Source organism: Halotolerantifilum yawarlongkerapense (assembly GCF_054506745.1).
The window spans coordinates 2,851,209-2,873,517 of record NZ_CP199719.1; the positions used below are offsets into that span (position 1 = coordinate 2,851,209).

The window sequence follows — 22,309 nt, forward strand, 5'->3', positions numbered from 1 at the left end:
ACATCCGGGCAAAGGGGCGGAAACAGGGGATTTTCCAGTAATATTTATAAAAATAAATTTATACTGTTGCATAAATATGAAATTTTGGTACAATAATATTAATTCGAATTCAAAAAAATAATTTCGACCGACGAGGGAGGATTTAACAATGATGAATAAAGAGAAAGTGGTACTCGCTTATTCCGGCGGGTTAGATACATCGGTGATCTTAAAATGGCTTGAGGAAACCTACGACTACGATGTTGTGGCCGTTTGTGTGGATGTAGGGCAGAAGGAAGATTTCGTGGCACTTAAGAAAAAGGCCCTGGGATCAGGTGCCGTGAGCGCCTACGTGATGGACGTGAAGGATGCTTTCGCCGACGTACTGTTCCAAGGGGTTAAGTCTGGAGCCGTCTATGAAGATGATTACCTGCTGGGGACTTCCTACGCACGACCGCTGATCGCGGAGAAGCTCGTTGAAGTGGCTGAGCTCGAGGGTGCAGTGGCCATTGCCCACGGTGCCACGGGTAAAGGGAACGACCAGGTCCGTTTTGAAGCGGGCATCAAGGCCTTAGCGCCTCACCTGAAGATCATCGCCCCGTGGCGTGTGTGGGATCTGAAAAGTCGTGAGGACTGCATTGACTACGCAGTGGAGAAAAACATTCCGATCCCCGTGACCAAGAAGAAAATCTACTCCAGGGATGAGAACCTCTGGCATATCAGCCACGAGGGTGGAAACTTAGAGGATCCGTGGAATGCGCACGAGGATGACGTGCTGATGTGGTGTGTACCCCCACAAAAGGCACCGGATCAACAGGAGAGCGTGACCATCGATTTTGAAGCGGGGATTCCCGTGGCACTCAACGGCAAGAAAATGGGATCGGTGGCTCTCATCGAGGCACTCAATGTGCTGGGTGGCAAGCATGGCGTGGGCATCATCGACATCGTGGAGAATAGACTGGTGGGCATGAAATCCCGTGGTGTCTACGAGACACCGGCCGGAACAATCCTGTTCGAAGCGCACAAGACGCTCGAGAAGCTCGTGCTCGATCGTTCCACGATGGCCTTCAAGAAAACGGCCGCGCAAAAGTACGCGGACCTCGTCTACGACGGCCTTTGGTTCACACCCCTGAAGGAAGCACTCGATGCCTTTATCGACGAAACGCAGAAGAACGTGACCGGCACTGTCAAGATGACGCTCTACAAAGGCTCTTGCACAGCCGTCGCTTCCACGTCGCCCTACTCCCTCTATAACGAAGATTTCGTAACCTTTGGTGAGGACGACGTATACAACCAGCAGGATGCAGAGGGTTTCATCAATCTGTTCACCCTGCCGCTGAAGATTCGTGCGCTGATGGCCGTTCAGTCGTCGGCTGTCCAGGAAAAAGGGGTCAAAATCATATGAAGTTATGGGCAGGGCGTTTTGGGGAGGCTGATCGCAGCCTCCTCGACGCCTTTAATGCGTCGATACACGTGGACAAGAGGTTGTACCCCCAGGACATCAGGGGATCGAAGGCCCATGCCAAGATGCTCGAGCGAATCGGTGTGCTAAAGAAAGAGGAACTGGACTTGATCCTAGAGGGCCTAACAGCCATCGAACAGGAGATGGACGAAGGAACCTTCCACTACGAAACGGCCCAAGAGGACATCCATATGGCCGTGGAGACGGCCCTCACCGAGAAGATCGGCAACGTTGCCGGGAAGCTCCACACGGCAAGAAGCCGTAACGATCAAGTGGCGGTGGATGTCAAATTGTTCTTGCGAGAGGAAATCATCCGCACGGATACCCTACTGAAAGGCTTGATCGAGACGCTGGTGAAGCGGGCGAAAGAGCATCGGGAGACCATCTTGCCAGGCCTTACCCATCTGCAGAAGGCACAGCCGATCCGCCTGGCCTTTCACCTGCTAGCCTACGCTGAGATGTTCAAACGGGACCGCGCGAGGCTTCAAGATCTCAAAGGGCGTGTGAACGTCATGCCGCTTGGATCGGGTGCGCTGGCAGGCACCTCCTACGCTTCGGACCGGGCGTTTCTCTGTGAGGAACTGGGCTTTCAAGCGGTGAGCCCCAATGCCCTCGACGCGGTGAGCGATCGCGATGACACGTTGGATTTTCTCCACGATGCCCACCTGATCATGATGCACCTCGGTCGTTTTTGCGAGGAGATCATCCTGTGGGCGACGGATACCTACGGGTATATCACCCTGAGCGATGCCTTCACCACGGGGTCTTCCATCATGCCCCAGAAGAAAAATCCCGATGCGGCTGAACTCATCCGCGGCAAGGCGGCGGTGGCCGTCGGGCGTTACGCTAGTTTCGGTTCTCTGATGAAGGGACTCCCACTTGCCTACAACAAGGACCTGCAGGAGGACAAGGCCCTGCTCTTCGCGGCTGTTGACGACCTCCAGGCCTCCTTGGAGATTTTCGATGCGATGCTGGCGACGACGACCTTCCACGTCGAGACCATGCGTACGGCCTGCTCTGATGGTTACCTCAATGCCACGGACCTCGCCGACTATCTGGTGGGCAAGGGCCTGCCCTTCAGAGAGGCACACCACGTGGTGGGCAGTCTCGTGGGATTGGCCGTGGACAAGAGTCTACCGCTGGAGGCGTTACCGCTGGAGACCTTGAAGAAGCAGAGCGCGCTGTTCGAGGACGATGTCTACGCCTTCATCGGGCTCGAGGCCTGCGTGGAACGACGGATCTCCCAGGGAGGGACATCCCTGGCGGAGGTGGAGGCTCATCTCAAGACCTTTGAAACATATCTAAAGGATTAATATCAGGATGTCCATACGGGCATCCTGATTTCTTGTGAGGAGAATCGAATAATAGGGTATGTACAGAGAAAGGAGGCGATAAGATGGAAAAATTGACGGTGCTGTGGACAACGGGTGATCCCGATGTGGCGCTGAAGATGGTGTTCATGTACACGCTCAATGCGAAGAAACACGGTTGGTGGAAGGAAATCCGCCTGATCATATGGGGACCGTCGGCCCTCTTGGCCTCGCATGACGAGCGCATCCGTACGGAAATCGAGGAGATGCGGGAGTCAGGAGTTGAATTACTCGCCTGCAAAGCCTGCGCCGATAGCTATGGTGCCACGAAGGCTCTGGAGGATTTGGGCGTGGAAGTCAAATACATGGGCATGCCGCTCACGGAGTACATCAAGGCAGGAGAGAAGATCTTGACCTTTTAAGAAAAAAGGAAAAGCACCTCGCGAGGTGCTTTTCCTTTGTACGATTCATGATTCCTCGAGTTTGATCTCATAGGTGAGGTCGAGGATCTTATTTAGCATATCGATGACACCACAATACCGTTCTTGCGAGAGTTTGACCGCTTTCTCGACCTTGGCAAGGGGCAAATCCTTGCCCTTGAAGATGTAGGTCATGTGGATCTTCGTATAAGTCTTGGGGTGTTCGTCGGTCATCTCGGAGTCCATGACAATCTCAAAGCCATCGTAGGCGACCTGCATCTTCTTGAGGATGGAGACGACATCCATTCCCGTGCACCCGGAGAGGGCCGCCATGATCAGGGGTTTCGGTCTAGGACCGCGGTCTTCACCGCCGACTTCATCGTGGGCGTCCACGATCAGCTTGTGTCCTGAAATTTCCGTCTCGAAGGCCATGCCATCGAGATAAGTGGTCTTAAACGTGTCTTTCATAAGGTTGAAATCTCCTTTCTCACCAGCCTGTTTTCCTTTATATTATACCCCCCGCAAGGGGGTTGTGCACGGATTATTTTAAGGAAAACCCATCCTAGTGCTCGCTTGGTCTTTGCCGAATCACTAATAATTGGTATAATGGATTTATCTTGTGACGAATCGGAGGTATTCAAATGAAAAAACCCTTACTGCGCGAGGGGACGGCCAACGGGCCGACCTATTACGCGCTGAGCATACACATGAAATTCGGAGAGGTTTTACACCTCGACGACCTGACACGCGAGCAGAAGAATTTGTATTATGACCTAGCGCGGAACCCCAGCGAGAGCCTTCTGATCGAACAGGAGGGGGATATCCGGCATCTGATCGGTTCGGATATCGCAAAGATCACATCGAAACGGTACAATGAAACCTACCGCAAGTACATACACCCCGTACGGGGTGCGCTACTATCCGAAAGTCTGATCGGGCGAAACATTTTTTCAACGGTCATGAAGCTCTTTGTCTTTGCGGCCATTCTGGCCGTCGGCGCGGCACTTTTTGGCGCCTTTATGGACGGACAGCTCTTCGATATTCTGGCGGACAAAGCCGTGATGGAAGATACGGTGGCCGAGATCTCGAGGCTCGTGGGACGAATCTTCCGTTGGACGCTATTCCTTCTCTTTGCCCTGCACGTGGCCGATCTCTTGCTACACGAGGGGGAGACCTACCACGTCAACCGGGATGGTACTGAGGTCATCTACGAGACGAAACTCGGCAATCTCTTTTTATCCGCAGGGTTTATCGTGGTGATCATGATCTTCCGCATGGCCCTGACTGTGGCATCGCGCTTTTAACCCCTATAACAAAACCGCATGAAAGCGGGGACGACATTGGTCGTCCCCGCTTTTGATTGTGTGCCGGGCATGGCACCGTTCTAGCAGGTGAAAGTCCTGTCACAGGTAGTTACCGCCAAGTGTAGCGAACCACAAGCCGGAAGCAGCAATGCCAAGGGGGGAGGAAGTGGTGTAGCAAAGCCAGCGAGCCTACGAACAGAAACCGGATACAAGGCTAAATGGCGGGTAAGGTTGCAAACCAAACCGAAGCCCAAAAGATAAACGTAAGGCCAAGAGAGTAAATCCGGAGCTTGTGCGGCGAAAGAACGGTGTCTTACCCCGGGAGGCCTGGGTAGCGTGCGAAAGCACGTGCGACAAAAAGCGTACACCCAGGAGTCAGCTGAGATCATAGTATCCGGGTGCACCACCCGGAAGAAGGATCTAATGTCAACGTACTGGTAAATCGCTGAAAGTAAGATTGAAGTAGTGCGAAACCGAGGATATGCTGAGCAAACAGGAACGTAACCCTGTGGAAGCAGAAGGTAGGTGGGATGGTCTCCGATAACTGTACGGACAGATGGAGGAGCAACAAATGGAAATCATTGATTGGATACTGCAAGACAAGAATTTGGATGAGGCAATCAAAGCGGTCAAGCGCAACAAAGGTGCTGCCGGTATAGACAAAATGACGGTAGATGACCTTGACGCTTATTTCGCCCTGCACAGAGACGAGATCAAAGCTCAAATCCGTGAGGGTAACTACAAGCCAAGTCCCGTGAGAAGGGTCTACATCCCGAAAAAAAAACGGCAAGAAGCGACCTCTGGGTATACCGACCGTAGTGGACAGAGTGATACAACAGGCGACGGCACAGGTGCTGTCAATGGGCTATGACAAATACCTCTCTGACAACAGCTACGGATTCCGGCCGAACAGAAACTGTCACCAAGCCGTCGAAAAGGCACTCCAGTACCTCAACGAAGGTTGCGAGTGGGTGAGCGACCTGGATATCGAAAAGTACTTTGACACAGTAAGCCATGATCGATTGATTTCTATACTCAGAGAACGCGCAAACGACGCAAAAACACTGCGATTGATTCGTCAATTTCTGCGAGCTGGGGTCATGGAGGACGGTTTGGAAAGTCCCAGTGAAGAGGGGGTTCCCCAAGGGGGGCCACTTTCACCAGTACTATCTAACGTCTATCTTGACAAACTTGACAAGGAACTCGAATCAAGGGGGCTCCGCTACGCCCGATATGCCGACGATTGCAATATCTTCGTCCGGAGTGAAAAGGCGGCAGACAGAGTCATGAAGTCCATCACAAGCTGGCTGGAACGTAAGCTACGCTTGAAAGTGAACGCTATAAAGACGAAAGTCGTTCGACCGACAAAGAGCACTTTTCTGGGGTTTACATTCTGGAAAAGCAAAGACGGATGGAAATGCAGACCAGCGGGGGACCGCAAAATGAGACTGTATGAGAAGACCCGTGAAATACTATGCCGGAAGAAAGCAGCGGCAAGGACTATCAAATCCACATTCCAACAACTGAACTGGCTCATACGAGGCTGGGTAAACTACTATAGGATTGGCAGTATGAAGGGATTTCTTGATCAGTACGGTCAATGGCTCAGACACAAGGTGCGAGTAGTCATACTCAAACAGTGGAAAAAGTCTAGGCGTATCTACCTGAATCTCCAGAAACTGAATCGTCGGGAGAAATGTAACTTCACGGACGAGGAGATCAATAGAGTAGCCAACTCTCGGCTAGGATGGTATAGAAGGTGCGGAATGTACGTGGTGAACTACGCGCTGAACCCCAAGATCCTTGGGACCAAGCCAAAAGACCGACCAGGTCTGGTCGATCCTTTGGCGTATTATTTGGGTTCATATGATGCTACGTTGATGTAGAGCCGTATACGTGACCCGTACGTACGGTGCAACGGGAGGGTGTGAGGAGACTCTCACTCTACCTAATTTTTGATCCTACTGGCTATTGATACAGCGGATAAAGGCTTCTACGAGTCGGGGATCCAGCGAATCCCCAGACATTTTCCTGAGGAGAGCCAAGGCATCCCCTTGGCTCATCGCCGGACGGTAGGGGCGGTCAGAGGTCACGGCATCATAGACATCGCAGATTGCTAGAATCTTGGCACCCATGGGGATCTCATCCTCCTTCAGACCATGGTAGCCCTGTCCGTTGAGCTTCTCGTGATGGTAACGGACTAGGGGGAGGATTTCCTTGAAAATCCCTGCCGTGGCTAAGAGGTCTGCACCGATCGTCGGGTGCTGGGCGATGTGTGTGAACTCCTCAGTGGTCAATCGACCGGGCTTGTTCAGGATGTTTTGATCGACACCGATTTTACCAATGTCGTGGAGCTTGGCAGCCAGTTCGAGGCTCGCCACCTCGGGATAGTCGACGGATTTCGCCAGCGCAACAGCGAGCTCGGCCACACGTTCGGAGTGACCCTGGGTATAAGGATCGCTATACTCAAGGGATTTAGCCAGTAGACGTACCATGTTGACGCTACGCAGTTCCACTTCCTGCAGGTGGGTTCGGATTTCACCGGAGAGCCTGTTCACGCTCTTGGCGAGCTGTTGGCTTTCCAGTGTTCCGGAGACTTTGACGTGCTCATCATAGTGGCCCCCGGCGATCCGGTCGATGGCCTTGATGGTACGATCGAGTTCACGCGACTCGATCGATAGGTAGTGGCGGAGGATGGCGCCCACGAGCAGGAGCACGAGGAGCATGCTGGAGACCAGCATGAGGAAGGTTCTGTTCAGATGAACGGCCATCTCCGGTTCCGGGTAGGAGAAGTAAAGCGCATAATCATCTACCAGGGGGTAGGCGAACTCAATGGCATCGGGCTCGAGGCCCCCGATGGCGCGTGGGGTCACATCGGTGAAGGCCAGGATCTCGTCCATCTCTTCGAAAAGACGTTCATCGATGGCAGTACCGATGGCGTATCGACCGACGGGATGTTCTCCGTTGTTGTCGGTCACCTCGGTCACGTGGAGCAAGTAGTCTTTCCCCTTGTGGTGGACGAGGGTGTGGTGGGTTGTTCTATCGGAAAGGCCCACCTGATCGATCGCTTCGATCAATGGCGGGGTAAAGTCGATGTTTTTACTGTATTGAAAGCCGTTGTCACCCATGACGACAACAAAATCTACGTACTTGAATCGGTCTTCTACCAGGTAACCCGCTCCCTCGATCTCGAGAAACCGCTGATCTTGTCGGAGAATGGCCTCGCGGTTGGCGCTCCACTGTGCATTCGTGGCCAGGGTATCGTGTACGGTTTCGTAGTAGAGGTGAAAATAGGCATCTGTCTGTCGGTTTTTCTCTTGGATGGTGCTTTGCACTTGTTCGTTTTCATAATGGTCGAAGAGCACTTGCATGGTCATGCCGAAGAGGATACTGGCGAAAATAATTAGGACCACCATTATCCACAGGATCTTTTTGAACAGCGTCATTCGATAGCTCCTTATTCTCATGTGAATCATTTCAGTATAACACAATCTGAAAGTCCTTCTCAAGCAAGGTGGGGCCCATGCTTTATGTATACTTCACATGAACTTTAGGAATTCTTTAGGATTTCTTAGGCCGCGCAAAAGGAGTCTCCCTTATCATGGGTCTGGAGAAGAAAAGGAGGCGCTTTCATTGAAACCAACGTTACCCGAACTCACTGCCAAGGAAAACCTACTCGGCCGGATCGCATCCGCGATGATCGGTCGTTATAAAATTGTTTATCTCATCATCGTGACGCTCTTGATCACAGGCTTCATGGCCTACCGTGATCTACCCAAGGAAATTGTCCCGGATGTATCGCTGAACACGCTCTATGTGTACACCATGTACCCCGGTGCTTCCCCCGAGACGATCGAGGAACTCCTCGCTGAGCCGGTAGAGGGAAAGCTCGAGGGTCTCGGGGAGACCACTTCGGTGGAAACCTCGATCAACGCGGGCTATTTCCAGACCGTTGTCGGTTTTGAAGAAGGCACCGATATGGATGCAGCAGAACAGCGCGTCCGAAACGCGGTGGCCGAGGTCACTTGGCCCGAGGGCGCTTTTGATCCGGTGGTCGGCATCATCGAGACCGGGGAGATTCCCCTGATGACGCTGACCGTCACAGGAGAATACGATCTGGCCGATCTCAAGCGATACGCCGAGCGAGTAGAATCTGAGATCGATACCGTACCCGGTGTACGGGAAGTACAACTGTCCGGTGGGCGCGACCGTGAGATCCAGCTGATTGCAGACGAACGCGCCATGACCGCCCTGGGGATCACACCGATGCTCATAGAAAGTGCACTGCGTAGCGCCGATGTGACCCTCCCCGCCGGTGATGTGGTTCTCGATGGCGAAGCGGTGACGGTGCGTATCGACGAGCGTTTCCAGAGCCTTGAGTCGCTCGAGCGGCTGATGCTACTCAAGACTCCCGACCGAACAGTGTACCTGCGGGATGTGGCCGATGTGCGAGATGGCTACGAAGAGGAACGCGCTCGATCGCGCGTCTTCATCCGCAGTGACTCCACAGAGAGCACGCCGGCGGTTTACATGACGATCTTACGGGAAAGCGGCTATGACGTGCTCGCACCTTCGGATGCCGTGCACCAGATCCTCGAAGGTGCACCGGGTAACCTTGTGCCCGAGGGGGTCTCCTTGATTGTGACCATGGACCAGGCTGAGGATGTGGCGCGTGATCTATCCACTGTGATCAGCAACGCCCTGGGTGGTCTCTTGACGGTGATCATTGTACTGTACATTTTCATCGGCCTCAATGAGTCGCTGATCGTTTCCATGGTCATCCCGCTCTCCCTGTTCTTGAGTTTCCTGCTTATGCAAGCGACGGGTATCAGTTTCAACACGATCAGCCTCACGGGTTTTATCATCGCCCTGGGACTCCTTGTGGACAATGCGATTGTCGTCATGGAAAACATCGACCGCCTGCGAGAGGAGGGGGTCACACGACTAGAGGCGGCCAGGGCCGGTACGAATCAGGTGGCCCCTGCGATTCTGGCGGCTACCCTGACGACGGTCGGGGCCTTTTTACCCGTGGCCTTCACCGGCGGTTCGATCGGTAAATTTCTCGCTGTTATGCCTCGAACAGTCATCTTCATCCTGCTTTCGAGCTTCGTGGTGTCGATCGTCATCACACCCGCTCTCTGCTCTCGATTGCTTACGCCACTGAAGAAGGAAGGGCGTTCCCGGCTGAAACCGGTCCATCGCCACACCCTCTCGATGCTAGCGATCTTTGCTCTCTCCACGCTGGCCTTCACCGATGAATTTCAGATCACACCCTACACGATTATCGCCGCCATCTTTTTCACGGGCGTCTACGCGGTGAAGGTGTACGCCAAGCACCGTGCCGGTGCAGGTGCTTCCGCGATCACGCGCTATGGGCTCTGGTTGGGCGATATTCTGGTCGATCGTTCCAAAAAGGCCGTTGCCCTGGTCCTGGTGCTAGCCGTGTTCGGCGGAGCGGTCTCTATGGTGATCACCGGACGCCTGCCGATCGAGCTCTTCCCCTATATGGAGCCCGCTTCGATCGTCATCGATCTCGAGGCACCGGTGGGTACCCCGATCGCCGATACAGATACGCTGGTACGTGAGGTGGAATCGATCCTATACGATGTAAAGGCCTTCGACTCCTTCACCAGTACCGCCGGTGGTAACCGTTCGCACCTGGGGACGATCACGGCCGAACTGGTCGATCCAGATGAGCGGACGCTCACGGGTAAAGAGATCAAAGACGCCCTACGGGAAGAACTGGAGCGAATCCCCGGGGTGAGCTTCACGCTGACGGAACAGTCGGCCATGGGTCAGATCTCCGGTGGTGCGGCCTTTAGCGTGGGCCTCAGGGGAGACAATCTCGAAGATCTATCGGAAACAGCGGAGATGTACCTGGCTGTGCTCGGGGAGTTCGACGGCGTCATCGATCCGAGAACTTCCGAGGATGGTGGTGCAGGGGAAATCACGATCCACGTGGATCCGAACCGCGCCGCTTACCATGGGCTCTCCGTGAACCAAATCGCAGGCACGCTCCGCCAGCGGATCTCGGGAAGCACCGTAGGCACCTTTGATGATGGGGATGAGGTGGATATCACCCTCTATTTAGGAGAAGAACGGATCGACAGCCTACGGGACTTCGATCGTATCCGCTGGACGAACGCAGGCGGAGAGACGGTATTCTTTGCCGATGTGGCTGAGATCGAGCGGACCACCGGATCTAGCCGGATCCAGCGGGAGGACGGTTCACGGGTGATCTTCGTGGAAGCCGATCTTGCCGAGGACGTGAACGGTCAAGCCCTGATGGTAGCGTTCCAAGAAGAAGTCGCGCACCTCCACCTACCCCAGGGCGTTGCCCCCGTGGTGGGCGGTGAGGTGGCGGAGCTCAACACGCAGATTCAGAATATGCTGAGGAACTTCCTCATCGCTCTGCTCTTGGTCTATATCGTTTTGGCCGTTCAGTTCAACTCGCTGTTGCAACCGGTGGTCATCTTGGTATCCGTACCCTTCGCATTCATCGGGGTTGTCGCGGGCCTCTTGCTCACGGGCAACGCCCTGGGTTTTTACGCGATGTTCGGGATCGTAGCCCTGGTGGGGATTGCCGTGAACGATGCAATCGTCTTGATCGACTACGCCAATTACCTGCGGACATCGGGAGAAACGCTCCTGATGGCCGTGGTACGGGCGGTGAAGACCCGGTTCATCCCCGTCATCGCCACCAGCCTGACGACCATCGGTGGCGTATTGCCCTTGGCTCTGTACAATGACACCTTTCGACAGCTTGGGGTTGCCCTGATCTTCGGGCTTTTGGCCGCAACGGTGTTGACCCTCTTTATCATTCCCATGATCTACTATAGTATCGAGAAACGTTTCATCCCCAAAGGAGGAGAAGAACATGCGTAAAAAACGCTATCTTATCATCGGTCTGGCCTTGGTCCTTTTGTCGGTCGCCGGTATCACCTATCTCACGGAAGCCGCTCCCATTGAGGAAGCGACCATCGGTCCGAGAGCCATCGCCGTGGCGGTTGCACCGGTCGAACGGGGGAATCTGGATGAAACCCTCTACACCCTCGGCGAGATTGCACCCGCTGCCACCTACCAGGTGGTAGCGGGTGTCCCCGGCGAGATCACCCGCGTGACCGTAGACGTGGGCGACCGGATTGAGGTGGGGGAGGTACTCTTTGAGATCAAGCGCTCCTCTTTTGAGGTCAACCGCTCGACGACCTTGCAGCAGCTCGATGAGGGCGTTGCCCAGGCCGAGCGTCAGCTGGAGCAGGCTGAGGCGCACCTTGAGGACCAGCGGACGCTGTTCCAAGAAGGGGCCACTGCACAGGCGGCGCTCGATCAGGCGGCCCTCAACGCGAAAAATGCACGCTCTGCTTATCAGAATGCCCTGTCCAATCGCAAACAGATGGTGAGCAGTTTCTCAGAACAGCTCGACCAGTACGTGTACGAGAGTCCCATCGATGGGATCGTCGTGGCCGGCTCCCTGGCCGAAGGGCAAATTGCACAGGTGGGTCAGGGGTTCACCCTGATCGCCGGCGATGCCCTGGAGGTCAAGACCAGTGTGAGTAGTCGCTATATCGATCGATTGGCCGTCGGCCAGCGGGCGCACCTGTCCTTTCTCGATAGAGAAGAGCCCGTCATCGCGACCGTGGAGCGAATCGGCCTGCTCCCACAGGGTGGCGTCTACCCTGTGACCCTATCCCTTGAGCAGGTGGAGGGCCTCCTTCCGGGGATGGTAGCGGACATCACCCTGATGATCGGTGGCGTCTCCGATGCCCTGATCATACCGGACAGGGCGCTCCTTTCGAATGGTGAGGGAGGCTATGTCTACGTGGTCGAAGCCGGGACGGCGAACAGACGTCTGGTGGTCACCGGACTTTCAGAAGGTGGATGGACCGTGGTAGAAGAGGGACTTGAGGTCGGTGAGGCCCTGGTGGTCTCCGGTCAAACCTATTTGGATGACGGAGCTTCAGTTGTGATAGAATAGCGATAGGCTTTGGCCACTACTCGTCTGGAGGTGTTGCAATGCAGGACCATGTGCAGTTGTTGGTGCGTCGCATGAAATGGAAGGTCACGCTCGGCTGGTTGGCCGTCTCTATGCTTCCTCTGGTGATCCTGTTGGTTTTTATCGCCACCATGCTAGGGCCACGGTACGGTGTGCCCATACCCACCGGTGCATTTTTTGACCAGGTGGTCTGGCAGCTCGATACCTGGAACGAGGAGGAAAGTGCCTTTCGCGCGCTGAACACCGCACTCTTGGAGGATCCGGAAAGCCTCTTCGAAGGACCTGCTCCGGAGCGACTGGAGACCGTGGAAAATCACCTGATCTTGATCCGGAGGGGCGATGCCGTACGTCCCCTCAACGCTCTGGGAGAAGAGGAGACAGCCCGCCTCAGTGAGAGAATCAATACCGTGGAAGGGCAGGTGTTACCTGCCTACGGTGAAGTGGAAAAAACCCACAATCGTGCTCTGTTCGAAGCCACGGGTTACATTGTGTCGAGACAACTGGACTTTCGATACGAAGACGGGACGCGGGGGAGCGCTTATTTGCTCACCCGTGTGGTCAACATACCGGCTAAGGTGGCCGCCTTCGTGATGCGGTATTTTCTAACGGCCTTTCTATTGATCCTGGGGATTCTCCTCGTGGTGACCTTTCGGTTCACGAGATCTTTCTCGAGACGCCTGGAGCGTATGATGGAAACGACCCAACGCGTAGCGGAGGGCGATTTCACCGTACGTCTCGAGGTGGAGGGCGAGGGGCCATTCGATGCGCTGGCCGAGGAGCTCAACGAGATGATCGAGGGTCTGGCGGAAGCCAAGGTGTTCAGGGAAACCACCGAATCGAATCGTATGACCTTTATCAGTCATCTGACCCACGACCTCAAAACGCCCTTGTCTGGCATCTCGATGCATATGGAGGCCCTTCACGACGGCATCATCACCACGCCCGAGGCACGTCGTCAATCCAGAGCGGATGTGCGACGCAAGATTGGTGAGATGAATGCGATGCTCGCCGAGTTATCGCTATACAATGAATTGGAGTCTGTGAAGGCCCAGTATCAAAAAATTCCAGTGGAGGTGGAGGCCTTCGTGCGGGACATACTCCAGGAATGGCGCTTTGAAGAGCGCGACATTGATATGGTCATCAGGACCGAAGCCGCGGAGAGTGCTATGATCCAGGTGGATCCTGGGAAGATGCGGCGTGTGCTGATCAATCTGCTGGAAAACTGCGTGAAGCATGTGAGGCGAAGGCCGCTGACCATTCACGTGACGGCAAAGACCACGGCAGATTGCGTACAGCTCATTCTGTGGGATGATGGCCCCGGGGTACCGGAGGAAACGGTCCCCCTGCTCTTCGAGCGGTATTACCGCGTGGATCCAGCGCGCAATCAGGATCAACCGGGTTCAGGGCTCGGCTTGTCGATCTGTCGAAAGATCGTACAAGACCACGATGGGCAGATTGTGGCCGATCTCCACCCCGAAGGGGGCCTACGCATGACCCTATCACTGCCGAGAATCGAGGAAGGGGACAGGACGGATGAAACGATTATTGATCATCGAGGATGACGAGGCGATCGGGCGACTGGAGAAAGAATACCTGCAGGTGGCAGGATTCGACGTACATCTTGTCACCGAGGGTATCGAGGGCCGACGCTTGGCGCTTTCCGAAGCCTTCGATCTGATCCTGGTGGATGTGATGCTACCCGGCATCGACGGCTTCAAGCTCTGTGAGTCCATCCGGTCGGTGAAAGACATCCCGCTCATGATCGTCAGTGCCCGGGATTCAGAGATCGACAAGCTCAAGGGACTGGGACTGGGCATCGATGATTACATCACGAAGCCCTTCAGCCCCCATGAACTGGTGGCCAGGGTGAGGGCGCACCTCGCCCGTTATGCCCTCCTGAAAGGCGATTCGGAGAAGGACCGTTCGAAGAAAATCGTAATCGGTGATCTGACCATCGATCCGGAGTCACGCCGGGTGTTTACCGGTGGTGACGAGGTGAACCTGACCGTGAAGGAGTACGACCTGCTCTCGTTGCTGGCCTCCACCCCAGATAAGGTTTTTACAAAGGATGAAATTTTTCTCCGCGTCTGGGGCTATGACGCCGACCAGGATCCGGCCACCCTGGCCGTTCACATCCGCAAGCTCAGGGAGAAAATTGAGTATAATCCTTCAGAACCGCGCTATATCAAGACCGTGTGGGGCGTGGGTTATAAAGTGACAAAAGAAACGCTCTCGGACTAGATCCGGGAGCGTTTCTGATGTCTATAGGAGTACACGAAGCTGGCTATTGGAATTTTTCCAGGACATAGGACCCCTCGAAGGTCCCTTCGGGCTCCGTTTGCAGGGACTGCATTTCGATGCGTAGGATCCCATCTGCAACGCGTGCGTTTCCGCTGATCGAAAGGGTGGTCTCCTCGTAGGTCTCTTCGTAGGAAAAGGTACCGGTGCCCGCGTCATAGGGGAGGGGTGTGCGGGTGAAGTAACCGGCCGTATCACCGAAGACCACGTGTCCGTTGACGAATGCTACGTACACTTCAAGCGTCTGACTCCCGCGCTCCGCCTCACCCTCTCGGGTGTCGACGGTCCGGACGTTCATCATGTAGAGACCGGGGAGGGCGTCGAGGGGCGGGATGCCATCTGCCAGCTTTGGGGCAGTGTTCTTGGTGGCGAGAACGTCAAAGTGGAAGCTGATCATACCGTCGCCCCCGTCGATGACCATCTCGAGCATGGGCGTGGATCCCTCGAAGAAGGCCCGACCCGAGAGGGTGTAGGTGATGTCGAGTTCCGACGCCGTGAGCTCAAAGTGTCCGGTTTCGGGGTCGTAAGGGACACCTGTCAGGATGTCGCTGGTGAAGTCCACGAAGGTCAGGGTGGTCTCGTTCTCCGCCCGCAGTTCCGTGGTGCTCGTACCGGAGACGTTCTGGGGACCGTTCTCGGGATCGTAGACCCGGGCATCGCTTACCGCCGTGTAAAAACCGGCGAGCTGCTGGGTAGTGGGCACACTACCGATAGGCTCTTCCACGGCAGGAGGCATGGGTGGGGAGCCATCTTCTTCTCCCTGGTCTTCCTCCCGCTCCTTCTGCCGCTTGCAGTCTTCGATCAGCATCTGTCGCACCCGCTCTTTTTCGGCGGCCAGGGAAGCCTGGTAATCGCTCTCTGCCAGCTGGACAGCCTCTTCGTGGAAGGCCAGCTCATCTCGAATCACCTCGATGTTCCTATCGAGCATGGCGATCAGGGCATCGAGGGTTTTGTTGCGCAACTGTTGGTCCCTCAGGAGCTGGAAGTCAGCCTCCGAGAGATTGGGGTCGTCCCAGTTGTCCACGGTCTTGACCACGTCGAAGGTTTCTTTCTGCAGGTCGTTGATCAGGTTGACCGTGACATCCTTGGCGGAGAAGCCGCTGTCGAATAGCTCGAGGACCGCTGAGTTGGCGATGCCGGTGGCCCGGTCCGAAGCGCTCTTCGTTCCGGCGGAAGCGTCGGGAGGCGTGAGGCTCTTGAGGACCTTGTAGGAACTGGTCAGCACCTGGACTCCGGCCGTGCCGGTATCGAGGATTTTCTTCACAGCGTCCTTGTTGCCCCTGGCCATTTTGATGGTCGTGTAGGTGACGTAGGAGAGGCGCATAAAGGCCTTGAGGTAGTTGTTCTTCAGATTCCGCACCAAGAGGTTCTTGGTGTTCTTGGCCTCTTGCCGCTTGTACTCCTCGAGAGTGAGCGCCTCTGTCAACTGGTACATGGCCTCGTAGTGGTCGCGGATCTGATCGGAAAAGCGCACGGCCTCCTGTGCTTCAAAGCTCCTGGAGACCAGGTCGATCCGGTCGTCGATATCAGAGTACTTGAGCCAGTCCGAGGCAAAGGCCTCCTCGTTGATGGCGCAGTTTTCATCGGTAAGGCCCTCGGCCGCAGCCCAAGGAAGGGTGGTCGCCGTGAGCGTGAGGATCAGCAGCAGAGCGGTCGTTTTCTTCTTCCGCAGGAAGGCGTACAGCAGAAGAAGAAGCAGGACCAGAACGCCCACGACGGCAGCGGTGATTTTCAACAGCGGTGGCACCGACTCCCTGTTCTCAAGAGGCGTGCGTCTACCATCGGCCTCAACCCGGTAGAGGAGGTCCGGTCGCCCATCGCCCGTGGTATCCCGGTGGGCGGCCAGGAGCGTATCGTCCGCCCCGTAGCGCAGGAGATCCTCGGGCGTGCCGTCGCCTCCTTCATCGAAGGCGGCCACCACCAGCTGGCCCTCGGCATAGTAGAGTTGCAGCTCGTCCCCTGGCATATCGTTCAGATCGAATCCAACGACCTGATCGTAGGGCAGGCTTTCGCCACCGAAGTCCATTTCTTCGGCCAGCGCGGGGGTCGTCGTCAACAGGACCAGGAACAGGGCGAAGAACAAGAAGCGTTTCATGTCGGATCATCTCCTTTTTCAGTTATGGCTATTGTATAGGTACCCGCCGCTTCTCAGGGGGATTTTTTTATATGCGCCCGCGAGAAATTTGATAATACAACTCAAAATGTAACTCTGGTGACAGCCAGAACTCTTCCTCACAGGATATACTGGACCCAACAAAAGAACCTCAAAGGAGTGACGATAGATGAAACGACAAGTGATTGAGATTCATGAGGACAAGTGTATCGGGTGCGGACTGTGTGCTACGGCCTGTATGCAGGGGGCCATTGAGATTATCGACGGGAAAGCGAAGCTCGTCTCCGATAGTTACTGTGATGGACTGGGCATGTGCCTACCGGAGTGTCCGGTGGATGCCATCCACCTGGTGGAGAAGGAAGCCGAGGCCTTCGAAACCACCCGTAAGAACATCAAGGCGAAAAAGGTAAGGACCGGTGGCGGTTGCGCCGGTTCCGCGATGAAAACATTACAACCCGCGGCCACCGTGGGCTTCGGCATGGAGAAGACGAAAGCGGCCGCGCCCAACGAAATGCCCTCTAGATTGGGTCAGTGGCCCGTCCAGCTGATGCTGGTCAACCCTGCGGCACCTTATTTTGAGAATGCCCACCTCTTGATCGCAGCGGACTGCACGGCTTACAGCTACGGGAACTTCCACGAGGAGTTCATCAAGAACCGTGTGACCTTGATCGGCTGTCCCAAGCTCGATGACAACGGGGCCAACGAGGAAAAGATCCGCCAGATCCTAGCGAGCAATGACATCGCCAGCATCACAGTGGTGCGCATGGAAGTGCCCTGTTGCGGAGGAATCATCTCGGCGGTGAAGAATGCCATGTTGTCTTCGGGCACGATCGTACCCTACGAAGAAGTCACCCTGGGCGTGGACGGAAAACGAAAATAATGTGATTTTGCACCTCCTTCTCATTTTCGAGCGGGAGGTGCTTTTTAATTGACCGGATCGGGTAGACGTCCTATACTAGGTGCACAGCAACTATATGCATGACGCACATAGAAGGGAGCAGGAATATGGTCAATCAACCCGTCCCCTGCGGGGGACAGGCACCCAAGATGGAAAAATACATGGAAACCTGTTTGCTCATACTGCTCAAGGAGGCCCCCGCCCACGGCTACGGTCTGATCGAGGGCCTGGCGCCCTTTGGCTACCAGACGGAGGATCTCCAGTTGAGCACCCTCTACCGCAGGCTCCGGCGGATGGAAAACGAAGGCCTTGTGGCCTCCCAATGGGAGAAGGGAGAACAGGGGCCGAAGAAGCGGGTCTATAGCATCACCCTATCGGGAGAACAACATCTCGAGGAGTGGGTGGAGATCCTGCGCGACAGACGCAGGCGGATCGGTCGCCTGATCGAACGTTTTGAAGGGGGCGAAAACGCATGACCTTATGGATCATCTACAGTCTCACGGGCGGGGCACTGGTCTACTCGGCTGTCAAAGACAAGAAAAAAACCAAGAAAGCCTTTCGTGTGGCGGGCAAGGGCCTGATGAAGTCTGCCCCGAGCCTGCTCGGTGTCCTGGGCATCGTGGGCCTCACCTTGGGGATTCTGACGCCGGAGACCATCGGGCGTCTCCTCGGAGAGGGGAGCGGGTGGCTAGGGACCCTGGCCGCGGCCACCATCGGCGCGGTGACCCTCATTCCTTCCCTGGTGGCCTTTCCACTGGCGGGTTCGCTGCTGAGGTCAGGGGCGACGGTGACCACGATCTCGGCCTTTGTCACGACCCTCGTGATGGTGGGGTTTGTCACGGCGCCCTTGGAGATCGAGGCACTGGGCAAGCGGTTCACGCTTCTCAGAAACGGGATCGGCTTTCTCGCCGCCCTCGCCGTGGCCGCTGTCATGGGGGTGGTCTTATGATGGACCAAATCAAGCGTTTCAAACTGCCACTGGCGATCGCGGCGATCTACCTGATCCTCTGGTGGGCCAGGCCCCTGACGGCCGGTCGTTCGATGACGCACCTGGTCCAGTACCTAAAGGAAATGGTCCTGATCATGCCGGCGATCTTTCTCTTGATGGGCCTCATCGAGGCCTGGCTACCCAAGGAGAAAATCCAGGGCTGGCTCGGCAGGGAGGCGGGGATCCGGGGTTTGGCCCTGGCCTTCCTCCTGGGCACCCTGCCCACGGGCCCCCTCTACGTGGCCTTCCCCATGGCCAGCGGCCTGCTGAAAAAAGGAGCCGGCATCAAGAACATCGTGCTCTTCCTGGGCGCTTGGGGAGCCCTGAAGATTCCCCAGCTCATGGTGGAGGCCGAGTTCCTGGGCCCCGCCTTCACCCTGCTGCGCTTCGTCCTGACCTTTGCCGTCCTCCTCTTGATGGGTGTGCTGATGGAGGGATTGGTGGCAAGGGAGTCGATCCCCATGCTCAAACAAGAAAAATGAACCAACAAAAAAAGAGCCGGGTTCGGCTCTTTTTTCAGTAGGCTATAGTTTATCGGCGAGTGCAGTGAGAGCCTCACCCTGCATGCGGTAGACCGTCCACTCGTCCATGGCAATGGCACCCATCTCCTTGTAGAAGGCGATGGAGGTTTCGTTCCAGTCGAGGCACCACCAGTCGAGGCGACCGCAGTCCCGTTCGACGGCGATCTTCCCCAGGCAGGCAAGGAGGGCCTTGCCGTAGCCCTTGCCGCGTACTTCGGGCGTGACATAGAGGTCTTCCAGGTAGAGGTTGGCCTTGCCCAGGAAGGTGGAGAAGTTGTGAAAATATAGAGCGAAGCCCACGGGCCTACCGTCTTCTTCTGCGATGATGACCTCGGCCTGGTGTTTCTCGAAGAGAGACCGGTGGAGGATCTCCTCGGTGGCGGTGACCTCGTGGAGCAATTTCTCGTAGTCCGCCAGTTCCTTGATAAAATGCAGGATCAAGGGGACATCTTTCTCCGTGGCACTGCGGATCGTGAAGCCATCCAGGCTGGTTTCATAGGTTTTGATCATGAATTGGTCTCCTCTCTAGTTTTCTGTCGGGGTGGGAACGATGCCCTCGAGGTCTGCAAACCGGTCGATCATGATATCGGGACCGGCCTCCTGGAGCTGATCGCGCCCGTGGGAACCGGTGGTGATGGCCACGGCAAAGGCGCCGAGGTGACGGGCCACATCGATGTCACGGGTGGTATCACCGATGACCACGATGCGGTCGAAATCTTGTCCGTAGTGAGCTTTGGCCTTCTCCAGGCCGGCCTCTGCGATTTGACGTCGCTCCAGCCCGTCCTCGCCAAAGCCACCCACGGGGAAGTGGTGCCAGACGCCCACCTTCTCCAGTTTGTATCGGGCGCCGACGCTAAGTTCCCCCGTGATGAGGGCCAGCGCCACATCGGTGCGAGCCAGTTCTTCTAGATAGTCGAGCACATCGACATTGGCGCGCCAGATATCGCTCTGCTTGTGGACCTCCAGGTGCTCGGCGTAGAGATCGAGGAATTGTCGCCAGATGGCGTCGTTGTAGGCCATGCCATGGTTGGCAAGCACCTCTTTGAAGACGTCGTGGTCGCTCCGGGCCGAATTGTCCACACCGGCCATAGCATCCTCTGTTCCGAGAAGTTCGTTAAGTGCAATCAGGTAGATTTCATCGGTACGCTCATCCCGTTCGATGAGGGTGCCGTTGATGTCAAAAAAGATCAGTTCTCTCATCAGATCATCCTTCCTTCCTATGCCTTGCGTTCCCTTCTAGTATACCAAAAAAATGGTGTGGCTTCGAAAAGTCTTAAGCCGAGATTAAGAAGTGGCGATAGGTCTTGTGAATTGGGTGTCAAATGGATAAACTGTACAACATAGGAAAGCACAGGGGGAGGTTTTCATGAGACGTTTGTTCTTATTCACGATGATCATTTTCTTGGTATCGGTCGCGGTGGGGTGTGTCGATCGTGGAACGGGTGAGGCGGCCCCACCTGCCGAAGTCGAAAAGGTATTGCCGCCGCTCGAACCGGTCTATGCCGAGGGATCGGAAGAGATCGGGACCGTTATGATCGATCCGCGCATGGAGCTGATGGCCGGCGTCCTCTCGCAGACCAGTTGGGTCAACAGGCGGGGCCCGGAAGGTGAGGGCAATGCCTACTACCGGGCGCTTAAAGATCACTTTGAACCCTACGGAGACCATGAGGCCATGCAGATCGCGGAAAGGTTGACCGGGCGGGGTTTTACCTACGATGCACCACCCCACCTGGCCCTCCGTTTCGGTTGGCTCCCCAGCCTCATGCGTCCCAACGCCTACGGGGACTACCTCACCAATCGGGCCGGTGGCGTCGCGGAGCTGGAAGCCTTCAGGGAAGCCCTGATCGACCTCTACGAGGAGTCGGACTTCGCCAGCTTTTTCAACGACCACCGGGCGGATTACGCGACCTATCTCGATCGGGTGGTCGAGGGCTACGACGCCCGATCGGTGATCGACTGGATGGAGGGTTTCTACGGGACCCAGGGCGAATCCTACCACGTGGTCTTGGCCCCGGCCATGTTCCCCGGTGGCGGCTACGGCGCCACGATCGAGAAAGAGGAAGGGCTTGAGGTTTACCAGGTGGTTCGTGCCAACGGCACCTCCGAAGAAGCGCCTGCCTTCATCTCGGGCAACCAGCTGGCCCTCCTGACCAACCACGAGTGGGGCCACAGTTTTGTCAACCCGGCTGTGGACGAGCATCTGGCCCTCCTGAAAGTGTACCGGCTGCAGGCCTTTTTCGATCCCGTGGCGGGCTACATGGAAAAGCAGGCCTACCCCAAGCCCAGCATCTTTTTCAAAGAGCAGATCCTGCGGGCCGTATCGGTCCTCTGGATCGAAGAAACCTTCGGGGAAGAGGTAGCCGACCAGCAGATCGCCCACGAGGAGAACCGGGGCTTCTACCTGACGCGCTTTACCGTGGAACAGCTGAAGGCGTACCGGGCGGACCGTGAGACCTATCCCACCTTTTCCGAGTACCTGCCCGAGCTTCTCAAAGCCTACGATCTGCATCGCGAGTCGCTGCTCAAGATGGCACCGGAAGGAGGAGACGCATGATCGAACTGATACCCATGACACGGGCGCACTTACCCGCATTGATCCCCCTGATGAAGGAAACCTTTGATCATGACGCCAAGCGATATCTGGGTCCCAAGGCGGTCTCCGGGCCCAAGGGGTACGATGACGGAACACTGCTGACCCAGCATGCGCTCCGACCGGAAATACATCCCTTTAGTATCTGTGTGAACGATGAAATGGTAGGTGCCGTTCTGATCGAAGACCTCGGTTGGAACCGGATGTCTGTTTTCCTATTCTTCATTGCACCTGCTCACCAGAACCGTTCCGTAGGGACGCGCGTTTGGAAACAGGTGGAAAAAATGTACGAGAGCGTGGAGAGCTGGGAGCTCGAGACACCCCTCTACGCAAGGGGCCAGCATCATTTCTACGAGAAAAAATGCGGGTTCAAACCCTTGAAGGATGCCTACTGGGACCGACTACGATTTGAGAAGAGTTCATAGCCAAAGGCA

Annotated in this window: 21 protein-coding genes; 16 read left to right on the forward strand and 5 right to left on the reverse strand. The window is 55.9% G+C overall.

Annotation, left to right across the window (positions count from 1 at the left end; genetic code table 11):
• Nucleotides 1-148 precede the first annotated feature (148 nt).
• The 3 genes from ACULM0_RS13930 (at nt 149) to ACULM0_RS13940 (ending at nt 3,173) form a co-directional block, all read left to right on the forward strand.
• Nucleotides 149-1,384, forward strand: a complete 1,236-nt coding sequence (locus tag ACULM0_RS13930) for an argininosuccinate synthase (RefSeq protein ID WP_463678144.1) — start codon at nt 149-151, stop codon at nt 1,382-1,384.
• Complete coding sequence (gene argH, locus ACULM0_RS13935; RefSeq protein WP_463678145.1) at nt 1,381-2,754, forward strand: argininosuccinate lyase; 1,374 nt, start codon at nt 1,381-1,383, stop codon at nt 2,752-2,754. The genes ACULM0_RS13930 and argH overlap by 4 nt, the downstream gene beginning before the upstream one ends.
• Before the next feature lie 83 nt (nt 2,755-2,837).
• Nucleotides 2,838-3,173 carry a DsrE family protein gene (locus tag ACULM0_RS13940; protein WP_463678146.1) on the forward strand — a complete coding sequence of 112 codons (336 nt, stop codon included), beginning with the start codon at nt 2,838-2,840 and terminating at the stop codon, nt 3,171-3,173.
• 45 nt (nt 3,174-3,218) lie between these two features.
• Here the strand turns inward: ACULM0_RS13940 and ACULM0_RS13945 are convergent, their stop codons facing one another.
• Nucleotides 3,219-3,638 (reverse strand): OsmC family protein, encoded by a 420-nt coding sequence (locus tag ACULM0_RS13945; RefSeq protein WP_463678147.1) that lies wholly within the window; start codon nt 3,636-3,638, stop codon nt 3,219-3,221.
• Nucleotides 3,639-3,811: 173 nt separating this feature from the next.
• Between ACULM0_RS13945 and ACULM0_RS13950 the strand changes: the two genes are divergently transcribed.
• The 3 genes from ACULM0_RS13950 to ACULM0_RS13960 all read left to right on the forward strand — a co-directional run bounded on the left by ACULM0_RS13950 (nt 3,812) and on the right by ACULM0_RS13960 (nt 6,360).
• Complete coding sequence (locus ACULM0_RS13950) at nt 3,812-4,474, forward strand: hypothetical protein (protein WP_463678148.1); 663 nt, start codon at nt 3,812-3,814, stop codon at nt 4,472-4,474.
• A gap of 571 nt (nt 4,475-5,045) precedes the next feature.
• The gene (locus ACULM0_RS13955; protein WP_463678149.1) at nt 5,046-5,345 is read left to right on the forward strand and encodes a hypothetical protein; all 300 of its coding nucleotides are present in this window, start codon (nt 5,046-5,048) and stop codon (nt 5,343-5,345) included.
• A complete protein-coding gene (locus tag ACULM0_RS13960) occupies nt 5,302-6,360 on the forward strand; it encodes a reverse transcriptase domain-containing protein (protein ID WP_463679891.1) in 1,059 nt (352 codons plus the stop codon). The genes ACULM0_RS13955 and ACULM0_RS13960 overlap by 44 nt, the downstream gene beginning before the upstream one ends.
• Before the next feature lie 75 nt (nt 6,361-6,435).
• On the opposite strand, the gene ACULM0_RS13965 is transcribed toward ACULM0_RS13960, so the two are convergent.
• A complete protein-coding gene (locus ACULM0_RS13965; RefSeq protein WP_463678150.1) occupies nt 6,436-7,920 on the reverse strand; it encodes an HD-GYP domain-containing protein in 1,485 nt (494 codons plus the stop codon).
• A gap of 187 nt (nt 7,921-8,107) precedes the next feature.
• Here ACULM0_RS13965 and ACULM0_RS13970 point away from each other — a divergent pair, with 187 nt between their 5' ends.
• Genes ACULM0_RS13970 through ACULM0_RS13985 form a run of 4 tightly spaced genes read left to right on the forward strand, consistent with a single transcriptional unit; the run spans nt 8,108 to nt 14,708 of the window.
• Nucleotides 8,108-11,359, forward strand: a complete 3,252-nt coding sequence (locus ACULM0_RS13970) for an efflux RND transporter permease subunit (protein WP_463678151.1) — start codon at nt 8,108-8,110, stop codon at nt 11,357-11,359.
• Nucleotides 11,352-12,449, forward strand: coding sequence for an efflux RND transporter periplasmic adaptor subunit (locus tag ACULM0_RS13975; RefSeq protein ID WP_463678152.1), 1,098 nt, complete (start codon nt 11,352-11,354; stop codon nt 12,447-12,449). Before ACULM0_RS13970 ends, ACULM0_RS13975 begins: the two co-directional genes overlap by 8 nt.
• A gap of 38 nt (nt 12,450-12,487) precedes the next feature.
• Complete coding sequence (locus ACULM0_RS13980) at nt 12,488-14,029, forward strand: HAMP domain-containing sensor histidine kinase (RefSeq protein WP_463678153.1); 1,542 nt, start codon at nt 12,488-12,490, stop codon at nt 14,027-14,029.
• Nucleotides 14,001-14,708 carry a response regulator transcription factor gene (locus tag ACULM0_RS13985; RefSeq protein ID WP_463678154.1) on the forward strand — a complete coding sequence of 236 codons (708 nt, stop codon included), beginning with the start codon at nt 14,001-14,003 and terminating at the stop codon, nt 14,706-14,708. The genes ACULM0_RS13980 and ACULM0_RS13985 overlap by 29 nt, the downstream gene beginning before the upstream one ends.
• Before the next feature lie 43 nt (nt 14,709-14,751).
• Here the strand turns inward: ACULM0_RS13985 and ACULM0_RS13990 are convergent, their stop codons facing one another.
• Complete coding sequence (locus ACULM0_RS13990; RefSeq protein WP_463678155.1) at nt 14,752-16,860, reverse strand: hypothetical protein; 2,109 nt, start codon at nt 16,858-16,860, stop codon at nt 14,752-14,754.
• A gap of 187 nt (nt 16,861-17,047) precedes the next feature.
• Between ACULM0_RS13990 and ACULM0_RS13995 the strand changes: the two genes are divergently transcribed.
• The 4 genes from ACULM0_RS13995 (at nt 17,048) to ACULM0_RS14010 (ending at nt 19,246) form a co-directional block, all read left to right on the forward strand.
• The gene (locus tag ACULM0_RS13995; protein WP_463678156.1) at nt 17,048-17,758 is read left to right on the forward strand and encodes an ATP-binding protein; all 711 of its coding nucleotides are present in this window, start codon (nt 17,048-17,050) and stop codon (nt 17,756-17,758) included.
• Between the two features lie 125 nt (nt 17,759-17,883).
• On the forward strand, nt 17,884-18,252 hold the full coding sequence (locus ACULM0_RS14000) for a PadR family transcriptional regulator (protein WP_463678157.1): 369 nt from the start codon (nt 17,884-17,886) through the stop codon (nt 18,250-18,252).
• A complete protein-coding gene (locus ACULM0_RS14005) occupies nt 18,249-18,725 on the forward strand; it encodes a permease (protein WP_463678158.1) in 477 nt (158 codons plus the stop codon). Before ACULM0_RS14000 ends, ACULM0_RS14005 begins: the two co-directional genes overlap by 4 nt.
• Nucleotides 18,722-19,246 (forward strand): permease, encoded by a 525-nt coding sequence (locus ACULM0_RS14010; protein ID WP_463678159.1) that lies wholly within the window; start codon nt 18,722-18,724, stop codon nt 19,244-19,246. Before ACULM0_RS14005 ends, ACULM0_RS14010 begins: the two co-directional genes overlap by 4 nt.
• 42 nt (nt 19,247-19,288) lie before the next feature.
• On the opposite strand, the gene ACULM0_RS14015 is transcribed toward ACULM0_RS14010, so the two are convergent.
• Entirely contained in the window at nt 19,289-19,795 is a 507-nt protein-coding gene (locus tag ACULM0_RS14015) for an N-acetyltransferase family protein (protein WP_463678160.1), read from the reverse strand.
• A gap of 15 nt (nt 19,796-19,810) precedes the next feature.
• Complete coding sequence (locus ACULM0_RS14020; RefSeq protein ID WP_463678161.1) at nt 19,811-20,485, reverse strand: HAD family hydrolase; 675 nt, start codon at nt 20,483-20,485, stop codon at nt 19,811-19,813.
• A 166-nt stretch (nt 20,486-20,651) separates the two neighbouring features.
• Between ACULM0_RS14020 and ACULM0_RS14025 the strand changes: the two genes are divergently transcribed.
• Both ACULM0_RS14025 and ACULM0_RS14030 read left to right on the forward strand, forming a co-directional pair.
• Nucleotides 20,652-21,839: a DUF4932 domain-containing protein gene (locus tag ACULM0_RS14025; protein WP_463678162.1), complete on the forward strand. Its 1,188-nt coding sequence runs from the start codon at nt 20,652-20,654 to the stop codon at nt 21,837-21,839.
• Nucleotides 21,836-22,300, forward strand: coding sequence for a GNAT family N-acetyltransferase (locus ACULM0_RS14030; protein WP_463678163.1), 465 nt, complete (start codon nt 21,836-21,838; stop codon nt 22,298-22,300). The genes ACULM0_RS14025 and ACULM0_RS14030 overlap by 4 nt, the downstream gene beginning before the upstream one ends.
• Nucleotides 22,301-22,309: the final 9 nt, after the last annotated feature.

Bases quoted from the DNA above. Each gene is read 5' to 3' on its own strand.
- ACULM0_RS13930 (WP_463678144.1), top strand. From the start codon at position 149: ATGATGAATAAAGAGAAAGTGGTACTCGCTTATTCCGGCGGGTTAGAT.
- argH (WP_463678145.1), top strand. From the start codon at position 1,381: ATGAAGTTATGGGCAGGGCGTTTTGGGGAGGCTGATCGCAGCCTCCTC.
- ACULM0_RS13940 (WP_463678146.1), top strand. From the start codon at position 2,838: ATGGAAAAATTGACGGTGCTGTGGACAACGGGTGATCCCGATGTGGCG.
- ACULM0_RS13945 (WP_463678147.1), bottom strand. From the start codon at position 3,638: ATGAAAGACACGTTTAAGACCACTTATCTCGATGGCATGGCCTTCGAG.
- ACULM0_RS13950 (WP_463678148.1), top strand. From the start codon at position 3,812: ATGAAAAAACCCTTACTGCGCGAGGGGACGGCCAACGGGCCGACCTAT.
- ACULM0_RS13955 (WP_463678149.1), top strand. From the start codon at position 5,046: ATGGAAATCATTGATTGGATACTGCAAGACAAGAATTTGGATGAGGCA.
- ACULM0_RS13965 (WP_463678150.1), bottom strand. From the start codon at position 7,920: ATGACGCTGTTCAAAAAGATCCTGTGGATAATGGTGGTCCTAATTATT.
- ACULM0_RS13975 (WP_463678152.1), top strand. From the start codon at position 11,352: ATGCGTAAAAAACGCTATCTTATCATCGGTCTGGCCTTGGTCCTTTTG.
- ACULM0_RS13980 (WP_463678153.1), top strand. From the start codon at position 12,488: ATGCAGGACCATGTGCAGTTGTTGGTGCGTCGCATGAAATGGAAGGTC.
- ACULM0_RS13985 (WP_463678154.1), top strand. From the start codon at position 14,001: ATGAAACGATTATTGATCATCGAGGATGACGAGGCGATCGGGCGACTG.
- ACULM0_RS13990 (WP_463678155.1), bottom strand. From the start codon at position 16,860: ATGAAACGCTTCTTGTTCTTCGCCCTGTTCCTGGTCCTGTTGACGACG.
- ACULM0_RS13995 (WP_463678156.1), top strand. From the start codon at position 17,048: ATGAAACGACAAGTGATTGAGATTCATGAGGACAAGTGTATCGGGTGC.
- ACULM0_RS14000 (WP_463678157.1), top strand. From the start codon at position 17,884: ATGGTCAATCAACCCGTCCCCTGCGGGGGACAGGCACCCAAGATGGAA.
- ACULM0_RS14005 (WP_463678158.1), top strand. From the start codon at position 18,249: ATGACCTTATGGATCATCTACAGTCTCACGGGCGGGGCACTGGTCTAC.
- ACULM0_RS14010 (WP_463678159.1), top strand. From the start codon at position 18,722: ATGATGGACCAAATCAAGCGTTTCAAACTGCCACTGGCGATCGCGGCG.
- ACULM0_RS14015 (WP_463678160.1), bottom strand. From the start codon at position 19,795: ATGATCAAAACCTATGAAACCAGCCTGGATGGCTTCACGATCCGCAGT.
- ACULM0_RS14020 (WP_463678161.1), bottom strand. From the start codon at position 20,485: ATGAGAGAACTGATCTTTTTTGACATCAACGGCACCCTCATCGAACGG.
- ACULM0_RS14025 (WP_463678162.1), top strand. From the start codon at position 20,652: ATGAGACGTTTGTTCTTATTCACGATGATCATTTTCTTGGTATCGGTC.
- ACULM0_RS14030 (WP_463678163.1), top strand. From the start codon at position 21,836: ATGATCGAACTGATACCCATGACACGGGCGCACTTACCCGCATTGATC.